Here is a 17,035-nt window from a genome sequence, read left to right as displayed (position 1 = left end):
TAAATAACTTATAATAACTATAGTTTTATCGAAATCTTTTTTGTAAAAACCTAATTAAGAGTTTTTTGTTAGAATAGATAAAGTTGAGTGAAACTACAGACTTAAATAATAAAAGTAATTTATTTAAAAGAGGAGAAAAAATGGCAATATACGAAGGACTATGTACCAATTGTGGTTCATTACTGAGAGTTGATGATAGTCAAGAATCAGTTAGATGTATTTTCTGCTGGGGTGAAAGCGATTCCGAAGCAGCTATTAATTTAATGGGTAAAGATGATGTTGAATATCCAAATGAAACCTATTCAGAGCCTAGCGCTGACGAAAAGGTAGAAGCCCTCAAGGCACAAGGTATGGGTGGCGTGGTTATGCGTCAGGAACCTAAGGTTAATAGAAAAGAGAAAAAGACAGGTAAATTAACACCAAAAGAAAAAGTAGCTCTTCAAAATAAACCTTTGGTTAAACCTGAAGTCAGTAAGAAACATAAGATGGCAATTCTAGCTGGTGTTGCAGCATTTGTTATTGTTTTAGCAGCAATTGGTTTGCCAGTATATTTCTTGAGAGAAAACAAAGCAGATGAAATTATGCAAAAACTTCCAGAACATGTTGCTCTTGCTAGTGCCAAAGAAAAAATAGACTTACACAGACAAGACAACCACATCATTACAATTGTAAGTCAAGAAGCTGTTACAAAAGAACAAGCAGAAGAAACTTTCTTAGCATTTAGTAAAGTATATTCCGAAGTATATGGCATAAGTGAAGAGGATGCTAAAAATAAAGTTGAACTAAAATTACTTGATGACTTTACAGGTGGATTCAGAGTTAAGACTAAAGACGGTTCAATTATGAGTACTAGTTTAGAAAAAGTTAAGAGTTAGAAACGGGATAACGGAACTTCGAATCAAACTTCGAATCATAAAGAAAAAATAAACTCCATAACTATCATAGTTATGGAGTTTTATTATGTTTAATTATTATTGGATACTTTATTTAAAGTTTTTGAGTAATTAAAATTAAATAAAAGGATAAAAGGCTTAATTAATTTTCATCATCAAAATCGTTTAAGATATAGTCAGCAATATTTTCACCCGCAATGGATCCATCGTTTGTTGCTGTAACAATTTGTCGTAGTTCTTTGGCGATAACGTCACCAGCAGCATAAATTCCCTTAATTGGTGTTCTCATCTTTTCATCAACAATTACATAATTATCTTCATCTAAAATATCTAAATTCTTGATGAAATCTGTATTAGGTAAAATTCCAATAGCAGGGAAGATAGCGCTTGCTTCAATTTCAATTGGATCAGCTTCTTTATCTTTGTTATTAACAAATAATACACTTGAAACTTTTCCATCAGTACCTTTAATTTCTATTGGACTGTAAGAGAACATAGTCTTGATATTATCTCTTTTTTCAACACGGTTAACCACAATTTGACTAGCTCTAATTACATCTCTACGTAGAACTTGATAGACATTCTTAGCAAATCTTGATAGATACTCAGCTGCTTCATATGCACTATTACCACCACCGATTACAACTACATCCTCACCTTTGAAGAAAGCTGCATCACAGACAGCACAGTAAGAAACACCGTTACCATAGTATTCTTGTTCTCCAGGGATACCTAGTTTTCTTTCAACTGTACCTGTTGCGATAAGAATAGATTTAGCTTGCAAAATTTTATCAAATGTTTCAACTTGTTTGTATTTGCCAAGATCTTCAATTTTCTCAGCTTGTCCGAAAATAAATTCAGCTCCAAATTGAGTAGAGTGCGCAGCCATTCTTTGAGCTAGATCTGGTCCCATGATCATGGTATCACCAGGCCAGTTTTCAATTTCACTAGTTTCGTTAAGTTTTCCACCTGGAGTCATGTCTAGGATAGCTACCTTTAGACCATTACGGCTAGCGTAAACAGCAGCAGTCATACCAGCTGGACCTGATCCGATAATTATTAAATCGTATATTTGTTCAACTTTTTCCTTTTTAAATTCAAACATATAGTCACCTACTTCTTGTTTATTAATATTCCAAATCTAATTGGATAGTTATTATAAAGTAACCTCGGGTGAAAATATAGCACAAATGTAGCTAAAAATTTGTTTCAGAACGAAAAAACGAACAAAAAGAACAAAAAATCATTAAAATGAGAATTTTCTTGATAAGTGGGTATAAAAAAGGACAGTAAAACTGATAATATAGTGAACATAGAACAAACGTTCAAAGACAACACTTTTGGAGGTAAGTATAATGTTAAATTTAATGTTCTGGATTTTATTAAGTACAATTAGTTTTATAAGTTTAGTTACTATATGGCAAAGAGAAGATTTAAATTTTATAGAGATGAAAGAGTCTTACGTAGTTGAATATGACAATTATGCTCAAAAAGAAAATAAGAAGTTTACTTCTTCAAACAGAAATGAGTTAAATAAGAGAAATAAAGAGAAGGCTATGAGATTCTATGATTTAGAACAAAGAACTCATAATAATATAATCAAATATAGCAATATTAAAAATAATAAACGTCAAAGTATTAATTTGTATCCAATAGAGAATAATAAGTCAAGAAAAGCAGATCAAGGAGTTGCTTAATAATAAGTATCTTATAAGATTCTTAAGAGTTTTTAGAAATAATTAGTGATTAGTACAAATTATTTTAATTAAGTTCAAAGTCTGCTGTAATCACTTTACTATTAGTCGATTTTGTCGTAATATTGTGAATAATCTAAAATAATAAGTTTCCAAACTTAGTTTATAATGTATCAGGAAAAGAGTACTGATTTTACATAAAAGACTAAAGGAAAATAAAATTTCTACTAATATTTAGGAGGCAGATTGTGGCAAAAATATATGACTTTGAATCAAGAACATTTGACGAATACTTACTTGTTCCAAATTACGCAGACAAAGAATGTAGTTCTGAGAATGTTAGTTTAAGAACACCAATAGTACGTTATAAAAAAGGAGAAGAATCTCCAGTAAATATAAATATTCCTCTCACTTCTGCAGTAATGCAGGCTGTTTCCGATGATACTTTGGCAATAGCTTTAGCGAGACAAGGAGGTTTATCATTTATTTATAGCTCACAATCAATTGAGAGCCAAGTGGAAATGATAAGAAAAGTTAAGAGATTCAAGTCCGGACTTGTTGTTTCTGATAGCAATCTAACTCCACAGGATACTTTAGAAGAAATTTTAGAATTAAAAGAGAAAACTGGACACTCAACAGTAGCAATAACTGAAGATGGTAGTTCAAATGGTAAATTGTTAGGTTTAGTTACATCAAGAGATTATAGAGTAAGTAGATTAGATCCTAACACTCCAATATCAGAGTTTATGACACCAAGAGAGAAATTAGTTACAGCTGAAGAAGGAATTTCTTTAAGTGAAGCTAACGATATTATTTGGGATAATAAATTGAATCAGTTGCCAGTTCTTACTAAAGATGGAAATTTAGTAGGAATGGTGTTTAGAAAAGACTATCGTGAACACAAGGAAAATCCACTTGAATTAACAGATGCCAACAAGAGTTTAATGGTTGGAGCTGGTATTAATACTAGAGACTACAAAGAAAGAGTTCCAGCTTTAGTTGAAGCAGGTGCTGATGTTCTAGTAATAGACTCCTCTAATGGATTTACCGAATGGCAATATGAAACCTTACGTTGGGTCAAAGAACATTATGACGGTAAAGTATATTGTGGTGCAGGTAATGTAGTTGATGAAGAGGGATTCAGATTTTTAGCAGACGCTGGTGCTGATTTTATTAAAGTTGGTATTGGTGGTGGATCCATTTGTATAACCCGTGAACAAAAAGGTATAGGAATGGGTCAAGCTACTGCAGTACAAATTGTTTCTGAAGCTAGAGATAAATATTTAGAAGAGACAGGTGAGTATATACCACTTTGTTCTGACGGTGGTATTGTCTACGACAACCACATGGCTTTAGCTTTAGCAATGGGTTCTGACTTTGTAATGCTTGGTAGATATTTTGCGAGATTTGATGAAAGTCCAACCAGAAGAATGTTATACAATGGTACTTACGTAAAAGAGTACTGGGGCGAAGGTTCAAATAGAGCAAGAAACTGGCAACGTTACGATGCAGTCGGCAAGAGTGGCGGTATGGTATTTGAAGAAGGTGTTGATTCATATGTACCATATGCAGGTTCATTATCAGTTAACGTCGAACAGACCACAGCTAAGATTAAGGCAACAATGGTTGCTTGTGGATCAAGAACTATTTCAGAATTCCAAGACAAAGCTCGTTTGGTTCGAGTATCTTCTGCAAGTATTACAGAAGGTGGAGCTCATGACGTTATTCGTAAGAATACAGAAGCAACAAGAGCTTAGATTTAGCTGAAATAGCGTAAGAAGTGAATGATTTTAATAAATAGCTTTTGAATTATTCGAAAGCGTGATAATATAAATGCTTGGGCACTCAATAACATTGAGTGCTTATTGCTTATTTAAGTGGGTAATATAAATATGCTCACATAGGAGGAAAATTAAATGGCAGATAAGAAAAAATATGATTTTACCAGTGAAGGTATCAATAAATTAAAAGAAGAATTAGATAGAAGAAAAGGTACTGAGAGAACCGAGATTGCTAATAGAATTAAGGAAGCTAGATCATTTGGGGACTTATCCGAAAACTCAGAATACGATGACGCTAAAGAAGCTCAAGCTTTAAACGAGGCAAAAATTGTTGAGCTAGAAGATCTTCTAAAAAATGCTAACGTAATTGAAGAACACGAGATTAGTAAACATGTTATTGGTCTTGGTAGCAAAGTAACTTTAGAAGACATCAAATCTGGTGAGCAAGAAGAATTTACACTCGTATCACAAAAAGAAGAAGATATTTTCTCTAATAAAATTTCTACAGAATCACCTGTAGGTGTTGCTATTATGGGTAAGAAAAAAGGAGATAAGGTAACTGTTTCTACACCAGTAGGTTTAATTAAGTATACTGTAATTAAAATTGGTTAATTTTAGAGAGGTTAAGATGAGCGAGAACAAGGAAAATAATAGTACAGTTAACGTAGAACAAGATCTTAATGATCAAATGATTGTTAGACGTGAAAAATTAGACGAACTTAGAGCTAGATCACTTGATCCTTTTCAAGAAGTAAAATATGACATCAGTCATTCAACAAAAGATGTTAAAGATAATTTTGATGAACTAGAAGGCCAAAAAGTTAGTTTAGCTGGTCGCTTGATGTCTAAGCGAGGCATGGGTAAATCTAGTTTTGCTGATATTCAAGACAGCACAGGTAAGATCCAATTATTCGTTAATGTAAAGAATTTACCTGAGGGTAAATATGAAGACTTCAAACATTTAGATATTGGTGATGTTATTGGTCTCAATGGAGAGGTCATGAAGACTAAAACTGGTGAAGTCAGTGTAAGAGTTAATGATTATACTCTCTTAGCTAAGTGTTTACGTCCGCTACCAGATAGTTGGAGTGGTCTAAGTGATACCGAAACTAAGTATAGACAAAGATATTTAGACTTGATTATTAATAAAGATTCTAAAGATACATTCGTCTTGCGTAGTTTAATTATTAGCCATATTCGCAAAATCTTAAATGAAAAAGGTTTCTTAGAAGTAGAAACTCCAATATTAAATACAGTTCCAGGTGGAGCTAATGCTAGACCATTTGTTACTCACCATAATACATTAGATATTGATATGTATTTGCGTATTGCTCCAGAGCTTTACTTAAAGAGATTAATCATTGGTGGAATGGGAAGAGTGTATGAAATTGGTAGAAACTTCAGAAATGAAGGAATGAGCCACAAGCACAATCCTGAATTTACAATGATGGAGTTATACCAATCCTATGCAGATTATAATGACATGATGAATCTCACTGAAGAGATCATTAAGAGCCTTGCAAGTGAAGTAGTAGGAAAAGCTGAATACGAATGGGATGGTCATGTAATTGATCTTTCAAAGGACTTTGCACGTTTAACAATGTTAGATGCAGTCAAAGAGTATTCAGGAGTTGATTTCAATGAAATTGCAGATGATGCTGCAGCTTTTGCAATTGCAAAAGAGAAAAATGTTGAGACTCAAGAAATATGGAGGAAGGGTGACATTTTAAATGCATTCTTTGAAGAATTTGTTGAAGATAATCTAATTCAACCTACATTTATTTATGATTATCCAATCGAAGTTTCTCCTTTAAGTAAGCAGAAACCAGAGGACCCTGCTTTTACAGAAAGATTTGAGTTGTTTATAGCAGGTGATGAATATGGTAATGCGTATTCAGAGCTTAATGATCCATTCGAACAACGTGCAAGATTCGAGGCTCAAGAGGGTAGACGTAGTGCTGGTGATGATGAGGGTATGAGAATTGATGAAGATTATATCAGAGCTCTCGAATATGCTTTGCCTCCAACTGGTGGTTTAGGAATTGGAATTGACAGATTATGTATGTTGTTAACTGGAAATGATAATATCCGTGACGTACTGCTATTCCCAACAATGAGACCAGTGGGTAAAGAGAAGATTGCTAATTCTGAAACAACAACATCAGCTAGTTTATCAACTTCATCAAGCACATCAAGTTCTGTAACAGAACAAGCTGTAGCAGAGCCAATTGATTTATCAAAAGTCAAGGTAGAGCCTTTGTTTGAGGATTTTGTTGATTTTGAAACTTTCTCAAAATCTGATTTCAGAGTTGTTAAAGTTGTTAATTGCGAAGAAGTACCTAAGAGTAAGAAGCTTTTGAAATTCACACTTAATGATGGTTCAGCTGAAGATAGAATTATTCTAAGTGGAATCAAAAATAATTATAGTACGGAAGAACTTATAGGAAAAACTCTATTAGCAATTACAAACTTACCACCACGCAAAATGATGGGTGAAGAATCTTGTGGAATGATTTTAAGTGCAATTCACGAGTATGATGGCGAAGAAAAACTTAACTTAATAATGTTGGACGATAATATTCCAGCAGGATCAAAGTTATATTAAAAAACACGCTAATTATGAAACTGGGGTTTGTAATGAATCCCAGTTTAATTTTTATAATTGGTTTAATAGAATTATTAAGCTATACAATAAAATCAATTTAAAGAAAAATAAATATTAGATAATCTCAGGCGATAGAAATTAGAAAGTCTATCGTCATTTTTTATTCTAAAAATAAGGACGGAATAACACCAGCAATTCTCTAAAACAAATCATTAAATCATTAATTGTTGGGATATGAAATTTTAAGCCAAATTAAGAAAAATCTCCCGAATATGATATAATATTCGGGAGAAAGGTGGTGCAGAATGAATTCCTATTTAGATCAAATAAAAAACAGAATTAAAAATTTTGATAGTGGAAAAATTTTTATAAACAATGATTTTTTAGATATAGCGGGAAATGAAACTGTCCGTAGAACTTTAAATCAATTAGTTAGTGAAAATAAAATAAAAAGAGTGATTAATGGATTCTATTACAATCCAAGTTACAGTGAATTAATTGGAGAGTACGAAGCAGTATCAATTCACGAGTTGGCACTTGCCATAGCAAGGAAATATAATTGGAATATTGCACCATATAATAGCACAGCCTTAAACTTATTAGGACTTTCAACACAAGTTCCAACTCACTATAAATATATATCTAGTGGAAGATATAAGGAATATAAAATTGGAGATACTACTTTAGAATTTAAAAAAGTAAATCCAGGAGAAATTGCCAACATGTCCTTAAAGACTGCAACAGTTATTCAAGCAATTAAATCTTTGGGCAAAGAAAACATAACTAACGAAGTTATACAAAAGATAAGAGAAAACTTAACTGAAAAAGAAAGAACAGACTTAATGAATGAGTCAAAATCAGTTTCAGCATGGATATATGAAGTAATAAGGGAAATTTGTGAGGGTAAAAATGAATAAGTTTTATATAGAAAACAATGAAGACTTAAAAATTTTAATAGTCAATACTGCAAGAAAGAAAAATATATCTGAAGCAGTTATAGAAAAAGACTATTGGGTTACTTTTATCTTAGATTATTTATTTAATGAAAATAGATGGAAAGAATATTTTACCTTTAAAGGTGGCACATCACTTTCAAAATGTTTTGGACTAATTGAAAGATTTTCTGAAGATATAGATCTAATCTTAGATTGGCGAGTATTAGGATATGAAGAAAAAGAACCATGGTTAGAAAGGTCAAATACCAAGCAAGATAAATTCAATAAAGAAGTTAATGAAAAGACAGAAGTGTTTTTAAGGGATAAATTTTAAAAAAAGTTAGAGCAAGATTTAAAGGATTTTGATTTTGAATTTTCAATAGATACAATAGACCCACAAACGATTCTGTGTAAATATCCTAAAATCTTTGAATCTAATTATTTAACACAAAATATAAGACTTGAAATATGAAGCCTTGCAGCATGGACACCTGCAATTGATGTTAAAATTTCGCCAATAATAGGAGAAGCCTATCCGAATGTATTTAAAGAAAAAACTAATATAAGAACAGTATCAGCAGAGAGGACTTTTTGGGAAAAGGCAACCATACTTCATCACGAAGCAAATAGACCAGAATCTTCTTCTATGCCCCACAGATACGCAAGACATTTTTATGAGCTATATAAAATAGCAAATTCAAATTATAAAAACAAAGCCCTAGAGGATAAAGGTTTATTAAAAAGAGTGATTGAATTTAAAATGAAATTCTACCCTAGAAAGTGGGCAAGGTATGAGGAAGCATTAAATGGTAGATTTAGGTTAGTTCCAAGAGAGTACCGATTCTCTGAAATAGAAAAAGATTATAAGGCTATGGCTGAAATGATTTATGGAGACTATCCAAACTTTGAAGGGATTATAAAAGTTCTTAAAGAACTAGAAAAAGAAATTAATAAGTAATTAGAATTATCCCGAAAATAATACAATATTCGGGAGATGCACTTTTTGAGCGAGAGAGAAATCTTTCGCTTTTTTTATTTATGGAGGTAATAATGAAGTTAGTAATAGCAGAAAAACCAAGTGTAGCAGTTACAATTACAAAGGTAATTGGTGCAAGAACGGAAAAAGAAGATATAAATCGTGAAATTAAAAACAGAATGAACTATTAAAAACAGAGGTAATGAAATAAATAAAATAACATCATAGTTAGCAGGCTTCAAAGATAAGCTAAAAGAATCATATAGGGAATATAAAGACCAGAGTAGAAAGCAAATCAAAAATGAATCAGGACTCTTTAACCTCTATGAATATTTAAGCTTCTACTAAGATGAAATCAGTAAATTAAATACAGAGTCAGAAAATATAAGGGAAATATACAAGGAAATAAATCATATTAAATATGCAGTAGAAGTAGTGAATAAAGAATATGGTATCGACCTATCAATAGAAATTGACAAGGCTATTAAGAGGGGAAAGAAAGGAAGTTTCATAGAAAAGAAAAAAGAGTATAAGCAAGACAGTGATAGCTTTAATAAAAAAGGCAAATTACCAAAGACTATTACGAAAATCAAGAAAGATAAGACCTGGTAAAAACATCTTATCTAAGTTATAATATAACAAATAAAATAAAGACCGTTCCAGGAGGTAATAAGATGAATAAAAGGCAAGAACTAATAGATTAACTCATAAAAGCAAATGAAGATGGAACATACAAAACATATAAAAACACATAAGAAATAAAAGCAATGAACAATGAAGAAATACAGATTATATATTCCAACTTGAAAAACTATCTATCAGACAAAAGAACACACATCTTCCTCCACTAGTAATCTATTTTGCATTAAATAAATCGGTAACAGCTGGAATGACTGTGGATGCAACGAAAGGATAAGGTATAAAATGGATAACAATAGTAAAAATATGATTATACTGCCGGGAACAGCAGCAATGCTTCCCTATCTGACACATGGAAAAAGTAGGGCTATTAATGCTGAAAACAGGACAGGAGAAAAGGGAAAGGGTGGTATGGCAGCCAGCGTTCTCGGAAAATCAAGAAAAGGCAGTCCGTGTTTGAATGATATCCAGCCGGGAGAGACGGTTGTTTTAGGAGAAATAGAAGGTCCGGGAATCATTCATCATATATGGATAACAACGGATAATAAAACGTCAGAAGGAGATTGCTTTGTTCTTAGGGATCTGGTTCTCAGAATGTATTGGGATGGCGAGGAAAATCCATCAGTAGAAGTACCGTTAGGGGATTTTTTCTGTTGTGGATTTGGAAAAGAGTGCTATATCAATTCCAGTCTTATAACAGTTGTTCCATCCAGAGGGTTAAATTCTTATATTCAGATGCCATTTAAAAAGAAAGCAGTTATTACATTAGAAAATCAGCATGCAAATGCAATTCCAGCTTTTTTTTATCAGATTGATTATAATTTATACAATTACCTGCCAGAAGAAACGGAATATTTTCACGCAAGCTGGAGGAGAGAAGCTCTTACCGAGCTGGGAAAAGATTATGTTATTGCAGATGGAATAAAAGGTAGTGGTCATTATATTGGTACATATATAGCATTGTCTACACTTCAAAGATATTGGTGGGGCGAAGGAGAAGTAAAGTTCTATATTGATGGAGATGAACAATATCCAACAATCTGTGGAACCGGAATGGAAGATTATTTTGGAGGTTCCTGGAGTTTTGCCAGACATGAAGACGGAAAAACGATAGAACAGACATATACAACTCCTTTTCTTGGATATCCATTTTATTCAAGGCATGATGATCTGGTAAATAATTTATATCATAATGATGATTGTCCGCCAATGCGCGGTTTTTATCGCTGGCATGTCATGGATCCGGTGTTTTTTGATGAGGAGCTTAAGGTTACTGTGCAACAGATTGGTGTTGGACATAAAGGTTTATTTGAACGTCAGGATGATTTGTCAAGTGTTGCATACTGGTATCAGAAGGAACCACATAATGTTTTTCCAAAGCTTCCTGAGAAAGAAAAAAGATGGCCAAGATAGAAAAGGGAGCAGAAAAATCAATTGATATCGAAAGAAAAAATGCTTCAGGAAATTGATCGGCCCAAATAGTAATTAATCAGAATAAAGAAGAAGTTTCACAGGAAAAATAAGACAGAAATATAACTTTATGGCATAAACGGGATAGATCAATGATCCAATAGTGATTTGTATTGAATTTCTATGATTTTAGTATTAAAATCATAGAAATTTTTATATTCGAGTTGTAATAAAGGATAGTAATAAAGATGTTAGTGCTGAATTCTATACAAAATATGGTGATATAACTTATATAAACGATAAGGATAAAGCTTCAGTTTACAAAATGGAGATTAAAAACGTAAAAAACTGAAACTACAACCACAACCACAACTACTACAACTCCGACGACTACAATAGTACCTACAACCTCAACAACAACGGTAGCCACCACAGCAGAAGAAGCAACTCTTACAACAATGCAAGAGATTAAATCGACCTCGACTCCAATAACACTATCAAAGACAGGAGAAAAGTAAATAACTCTTACTTTGTTGGCTTAGTTTTTATCTCAATAGCAACATTAATTTATGTGGTTCAAAAACGTAGTAAAAGTAATTCTGAGCAAATAGAAGATTAGTCGAGTATTTTGTTAATCAGATAGTAAGAACCTAAAGTTCAAAAGTAGAAGTTAAAGTTTGCTTGGATATATTAATGAGGGATGGCAGTAGCATAAGACATATGTCATCCCTTTCTATTTGTTTAAAGTAAAAAACAAAATTCAATTTGTTATAATAATTTTTTTATTTAATTTACAGAGGAATAAGGCAAAAGAACTTTTACAGTAAAAATGTTTTTATCGTTAGATAATTTCATTATGCCGTCATATTTATCAACTATATTTTCTACATTTTGCAAACCTATTCCTGAACTACCATTTTGACGTTTGGAGCTTAAGAAAGTTCCGTCACGCTTGAATAATTTACCGTTGAAAGAGTTTGAGATTTCTATATATAAAAACTGTTTGCGCTGATGGATTTTTATATCAACTTCTTTTTTTACTGAATTATTTTGAATTCTATTACATGCTTCATGTGAGTTACTAAGTAAATTGCCTAAGAGAATAGATAGCTCGATGTCATCGAAAGGTTGATTTTCAGCCAGCATGGTTGAGATTTCAACTTCTATTCCATCAGCTTCCATTGTGGCTTTATTTTGTTGCAAGATACTATCAATAACATAATTTTTCGTTAGAACAATATTTGTTTTTACTATTGGACTATCAATTAGTTTAGATATATATTCACTTGCAGCTTCAGCTTTATTATTGTTGCAAAGGAAGTAAATGTTTTGTAGGTGCTTCTTTATGTCGTGGTGGAATTTTTGGGCTTCTTCTTCACGGCTGAGGAATTTGGCGGTGTAATTTTTTTCGACTTCTAGTAAATGGTTAGCCATTTGTGATACTTCCATGGTGTCTCGAATAATGTGATATTTATCTAGGTAGAAAAATGCCACTAGCGAGATCGAGGTGAAGAATACTGAGTTGAAATAATAGAACAACCTGAAATTATTGCTAATATCCTTTAAGAATAAAGCGTAGCAGGCAATGCAAATTATAATTAGAATATGTACACTTGAGGAAATTAATTCATAAGCGGTATTGTAGCCTTTGATCCTTAATTTTCTTAGGAAAAGTAGGAAGTTATTCATTAATAAAAATGAAACACAAGCAATGATTTGTGTGCTAGGTGATAATAATGGCAACAAAGCACCAGTATTATTGCTATTTACGATTGTGCTATGAATACCTGCTGCGAAGAAACGACATGCGTACTCAAGCAAAATTAAAATGTTAATTGTATGCAATTTATAACGCAATTGTTCTTCGTAAAATATATGAGCAATGAGCAATGATATTATATATGTTGGCAAAATGGAAGATAAAAGCTTTGCGTTTAAAATATATGTGCAAAATTGAAAAGTGAAAAAAATAAATACGAAAAGTGGGTAAAAATTTATTGTTGAGGCTTTTTTGTATAAAAAGGTGTCTAAGAAGTTTATAAATATATAAGTTTCAAGTGCAGAGACTGCTATATAAATAAGTATGTTTAAAGTGTTAGGCATAATTATCTCCAGTTGTTTTTAATCTTATTAAATAGATTCTAATAAATACATTATATTCCTGAAATTTATAATTGCTAAAAAATAGTTTATAAAAATAATAGAGAATAGATAGAGCAGTATAGAAGTATAAGTTGAATCCGAATTAATTCTGACTGACCAGATCCATGAATTTTTCCATAATCTCTTTGTATCTATATTTTGAAACAGGAATTTCTGTATTATCATCAAGGGTCAAGCTTGTTGCATTGACTTGAGTAACATAGCGCAAATTCACAATAAAGCTCTTATGTACTCTAATTGAGAATTCGTCTTGTAATTCTGATTCAATTTCTGAAATCTTTCCATAAAAACTAAAGGTCTCTTTTTTAGTTACCAAATTAATCTTTTTCAGACTAGATTCGAAATATAGTATTTCGGATAGTTTAATTCTGTGGGCTCCGTCTGTGTTACTAAAGGTGAAAATTTTATTGTTGAACTTTTTACTATCTACAAGTATTGGCTTAACTATTTTTAATAATTCATTTTTATCAACAGGCTTTAATAAATAACGCAAAGCATCCACCTTGTAGCCATCAACTGCGTACTCGTCAGTTACAGTAACAAATATTATATTAACAAGGGGATCAATTTGTCTTATTAATTCAGCAGTTTTTAATCCTGAGATAGGATCCATGAGTAAATCCAGGAAAATTAAATGAAAATTTTTGAATTTATGAGCATTAACGAGGTTATATCCATTATCAAAAACTTTGACATCTACGGGCATATTTTCATCTTTTAGTTCTAATAGATAGCTTTTTAAACGAGAAAGTTCCAGAGGGTCATCATCACATATTCCTATATAGTACATAAAATTATTCAAACCAACCTTTTTAATAAATGAATTCACCAATCTCAATGAATCCGATTATAGCACAATAATGACCGTTTGTGCAATTTGACTAGTAATAGAAATTAAAAGATATATTCTATGGTTATAGAGATTAAAAAACTAATTTCAGGCTTCTGTAAAGAGTTAGATAGGAGGATTAGTTATGGATAATAATAAACAGAATGAAGTTCCTGAAGCAGGTATGCAGAAGACCTTGTCTTTGTGGAATTTCTTCACAATCGGCTTCGGTGCGATAATTGGTACGGGCTGGGTATTGCTAGTTGGTGATTGGATGATTCTTGGTGGTGGTCCAGTTCAAGCTATGATAGCCTTTATGATAGGTGCAATATTCTTGCTACCAATTGGTGCAGTTTTCGGAGAATTAACAGCAGCGATACCTGTATCAGGTGGTATTGTTGAATATGTAGATAGAACTTTCGGTCACAATATGTCATATGTAACTGGATGGTTCTTAGCTTTAGGTAATGGTATTCTTTGCCCTTGGGAAGCAATAGCTATCTCAACATTGATATCAGAATTGTTCGCTGAATTACCTGGTTTAGGTTGGTTAAATTCAGTTAAGCTTTATACAATTTTAGGCGCAGATGTATACCTATACCCAACATTAATTTCATTGGCAGTAGCTGTTTACGTTATTAGCTTAAACTTCCGTGGAGCATCATCAGCAGCTAAATTGCAATCATTCTTAACAAAAGCTTTATTAACAGGTATGTTAATTGCTATGGTCGTTTCTTTCATCAAAGGTACTCCAAAAAATATTTTGCCTACATTTGAGCAAGTACAAGGCCCTGTTACAAGTACAAGTGCAAATAACATGTTCCAAGGTATTATTTCAGTTTTAGTTATGACTCCATTCTTCTACGCAGGTTTTGACACTATACCTCAACAAGCAGAAGAAGCTTCAGCTGATTTAGACTGGCAAAAATTCGGTAGAATTATTTCAGCAGCTTTATTAGCATCTGGTGTATTCTACATGATTTGTATTTACTCATTCGGTACCATTATTCCATGGTCAAAATTTATTGAGAATTCAGTTCCAGCTTTAGCAGTATTGAAACGAATTAATATGATTCTATACGTTGTAATGTTAGTAATCGGTACTTTAGGACCTATGGGACCTATGAACTCATTCTATGGTGCAACTTCTAGAATAATGTTAGCTATGGGAAGAAAAGGTCAATTACCTGAATCATTTAGTGAATTAGACGCAAATGGTTCACCAAGAATGGCAAATATTGTTATGGCAGTCTTGACATTAGTAGGACCATTCTTAGGTAAGAAGATGTTAGTTCCATTGACAAACGTTTCAGCATTAGCATTTATTTTCTCATGTACTATGGTTTGCTTCGCATGTTTGAAGATGCGTAGAACCGAACCAGATTTGCCAAGACCATACAAAGTACCTGGTGGAAAAGTTGGTATATCTCTTGGTTGTTTAGCAGGTTTAATAGTTGTAGGTTTACTAGTAATTCCTGGAAGCCCAGCAGCTCTAAACTTAGTTGAGTGGTCAATAGTTGGTGCATGGTTGCTAGTTGGACTAATACTTATGTTCATTAGCAAATCTAAGAAAAAAGCATAAAAGTATAAGCAATAAAAAAAGAGAGTTATTACTGTCGATTCTAATTACAAGAAGCCAATCATAGATTAATGAAAATTAGTTTATATAAAGAATTAGAAGTTAAACGGTAAGAAAAGTTTAACCAGGTTATAGGGCAAGACTTATAACAAAATAACAAAGAAAATAACTTATAACAAAGAAACAAAGTTATTAACAAAAAATGCAAAAAGTTAAAAATAATAGGAGGGAATTATTATGAAAAAACTTGCATTAGTAAACGCAACATTGATAGACGGTTATAGCGATGATGCTATAGAAAATTCTTTAGTCCTAATCGACGAAGAAGGTAAAATAGAGTATGCAGGAGCTAAAAAAGATTTTGATAGCTCATATGAGACCAAAGATTTAACAGGCAAAACAATTATGCCAGGTTTAATCGACTCTCACTTGCACTTCTCAGGAAACCAAACTGATGACGATACAGATTGGGTACTAGAACATCCAATTCAAAAAACTGTTGTTGCTGTACAACAAGCTCATGACTGTTTGGAAAGAGGTATCACAGCTTGTGGTGAAATCAGCCGTTCCGGTATCTACATTAGAGATATGATTGAACAAGGCGTTATGGAAGGACCTCGTGTTGTTGCTACAGGTTTAGGTCTATGTCGTACAGGTGGTCACGGTGACTCACACAAACTTCCATCAGAATATAATAACTGGTCACACCCATGGGCAGAAAGAGTTGATGGACCTTGGGAAATCAGAAAAGCTATTAGAAGAAGATGTCGTGAAAATGCTGACGCTATTAAGATTTGGTCTACAGGTGGTGGTATCTGGAGATATGACCAAAAATTAACACAACACTACTCATACGAAGAAATTAAAGCAGCAGTTGATGAAGGTAAACTATCAGGAATCCCAGTATGGAGTCACGCAGAAGGTTACGGCGGAGCTCTAGATTCAGCTAAAGCTGGTGTTCACCTAATTATTCACGGACAAACATTAAATGATGAATGTCTAGAATACATGAAGAAGAATGGTACATACTTCTGTCCAACAGCTCAATTCTTGAGCGAATGGTTCAAGACATACGAACCTCCTTACATTCCAGAAGTTCACGATAAATATGAAGGTGATACAGTAGCAGAGAAAGAATTACAACGTTGCTACGAAAACCTACGTAAAGCTGTTGATAAAGGTATTCAATTGGTTACAGGTTCAGACTCATTCTGTTCAAGCTTAACTCCTTATGGATCAACATTGATCGGTGAGCTATATACTTGGGTAGAAAAAGTTAAATTGCCAGTCATGTACACAATTCAAGGTGCTACAAAACGTGGTGCAGAAATGCTACAAATTGACGATATTACAGGTACATTGGAACCAGGTAAATTTGCTGACTTACTAGTACTATCTGCTAACCCAATGGAAAACATCCGTAACTTAACAGTTGAAAATATGGAAATTATCATGAAGGGCGGAAAAGAAATAGCTCATTAATGAATAGAAGTATTTCATACTAATAATCAAAACTCTTTTACCACATTGT

At 32.7% G+C, this 17,035-nt stretch carries 14 protein-coding genes and 1 pseudogene; 12 read left to right on the top strand and 3 right to left on the bottom strand.

The genetic code is table 11. From position 1 onward, the window contains the following. The first annotated feature begins 140 nt into the window (after positions 1 to 140). Complete coding sequence (locus C5Q98_RS04355; RefSeq protein WP_106012452.1) at positions 141 to 875, top strand: hypothetical protein; 735 nt, start codon at positions 141 to 143, stop codon at positions 873 to 875. 160 nt (positions 876 to 1,035) lie between these two features. Here C5Q98_RS04355 and C5Q98_RS04350 read toward each other — a convergent pair whose 3' ends face one another. After that, positions 1,036 to 1,998 (bottom strand): NAD(P)/FAD-dependent oxidoreductase, encoded by a 963-nt coding sequence (locus C5Q98_RS04350; RefSeq protein WP_106012451.1) that lies wholly within the window; start codon positions 1,996 to 1,998, stop codon positions 1,036 to 1,038. A 250-nt stretch (positions 1,999 to 2,248) separates the two neighbouring features. Here C5Q98_RS04350 and C5Q98_RS04345 point away from each other — a divergent pair, with 250 nt between their 5' ends. From C5Q98_RS04345 to C5Q98_RS04310, 9 genes and pseudogenes are all read left to right on the top strand, one after another. Further along, positions 2,249 to 2,590 (top strand): hypothetical protein, encoded by a 342-nt coding sequence (locus C5Q98_RS04345; RefSeq protein ID WP_106012450.1) that lies wholly within the window; start codon positions 2,249 to 2,251, stop codon positions 2,588 to 2,590. 245 nt (positions 2,591 to 2,835) lie between these two features. Next, positions 2,836 to 4,344 carry an IMP dehydrogenase gene (locus C5Q98_RS04340; RefSeq protein ID WP_106012449.1) on the top strand — a complete coding sequence of 503 codons (1,509 nt, stop codon included), beginning with the start codon at positions 2,836 to 2,838 and terminating at the stop codon, positions 4,342 to 4,344. A 159-nt stretch (positions 4,345 to 4,503) separates the two neighbouring features. Continuing rightward, a complete protein-coding gene (gene greA / locus C5Q98_RS04335) occupies positions 4,504 to 4,980 on the top strand; it encodes a transcription elongation factor GreA (RefSeq protein ID WP_106012448.1) in 477 nt (158 codons plus the stop codon). A 16-nt stretch (positions 4,981 to 4,996) separates the two neighbouring features. Next, on the top strand, positions 4,997 to 6,973 hold the full coding sequence (gene lysS / locus C5Q98_RS04330; RefSeq protein ID WP_106012447.1) for a lysine--tRNA ligase: 1,977 nt from the start codon (positions 4,997 to 4,999) through the stop codon (positions 6,971 to 6,973). Between the two features lie 305 nt (positions 6,974 to 7,278). Next, positions 7,279 to 7,890 (top strand): DUF6088 family protein, encoded by a 612-nt coding sequence (locus C5Q98_RS04325; protein ID WP_106012446.1) that lies wholly within the window; start codon positions 7,279 to 7,281, stop codon positions 7,888 to 7,890. Beyond that, on the top strand, positions 7,883 to 8,242 hold the full coding sequence (locus C5Q98_RS07920) for a nucleotidyl transferase AbiEii/AbiGii toxin family protein (protein ID WP_479723660.1): 360 nt from the start codon (positions 7,883 to 7,885) through the stop codon (positions 8,240 to 8,242). Before C5Q98_RS04325 ends, C5Q98_RS07920 begins: the two co-directional genes overlap by 8 nt. Positions 8,243 to 8,401: 159 nt before the next feature. Continuing rightward, positions 8,402 to 8,866 (top strand): annotated as a pseudogene (locus tag C5Q98_RS07915) (nucleotidyl transferase AbiEii/AbiGii toxin family protein); the annotation flags it as partial. A 453-nt stretch (positions 8,867 to 9,319) separates the two neighbouring features. After that, complete coding sequence (locus C5Q98_RS07755; protein ID WP_205728418.1) at positions 9,320 to 9,496, top strand: hypothetical protein; 177 nt, start codon at positions 9,320 to 9,322, stop codon at positions 9,494 to 9,496. A 312-nt stretch (positions 9,497 to 9,808) separates the two neighbouring features. Continuing rightward, positions 9,809 to 10,936 (top strand): glycoside hydrolase family 172 protein, encoded by a 1,128-nt coding sequence (locus C5Q98_RS04310; RefSeq protein WP_341457354.1) that lies wholly within the window; start codon positions 9,809 to 9,811, stop codon positions 10,934 to 10,936. A gap of 783 nt (positions 10,937 to 11,719) precedes the next feature. Here the strand turns inward: C5Q98_RS04310 and C5Q98_RS04305 are convergent. Next, on the bottom strand, positions 11,720 to 12,790 hold the full coding sequence (locus C5Q98_RS04305) for a sensor histidine kinase (protein WP_158695706.1): 1,071 nt from the start codon (positions 12,788 to 12,790) through the stop codon (positions 11,720 to 11,722). Positions 12,791 to 13,178: 388 nt separating this feature from the next. After that, positions 13,179 to 13,898: a LytR/AlgR family response regulator transcription factor gene (locus C5Q98_RS04300; RefSeq protein WP_158695705.1), complete on the bottom strand. Its 720-nt coding sequence runs from the start codon at positions 13,896 to 13,898 to the stop codon at positions 13,179 to 13,181. Between the two features lie 172 nt (positions 13,899 to 14,070). On the opposite strand from C5Q98_RS04300, the gene C5Q98_RS04295 reads away from it, so the two are divergent. Then, positions 14,071 to 15,507, top strand: a complete 1,437-nt coding sequence (locus C5Q98_RS04295) for an APC family permease (protein WP_106012443.1) — start codon at positions 14,071 to 14,073, stop codon at positions 15,505 to 15,507. A 234-nt stretch (positions 15,508 to 15,741) separates the two neighbouring features. After that, complete coding sequence (locus C5Q98_RS04290) at positions 15,742 to 16,986, top strand: metal-dependent hydrolase family protein (RefSeq protein WP_106012442.1); 1,245 nt, start codon at positions 15,742 to 15,744, stop codon at positions 16,984 to 16,986. The last annotated feature ends 49 nt before the right edge of the window (positions 16,987 to 17,035 follow it).

The organism is Fastidiosipila sanguinis, from assembly GCF_002998295.1.
Lineage (GTDB): Bacteria > Bacillota > Clostridia > Saccharofermentanales > Fastidiosipilaceae > Fastidiosipila > Fastidiosipila sanguinis.
Note: the sequence above shows the minus strand (reverse complement) of the source record. Positions and strands in the feature narration are given on the sequence as shown.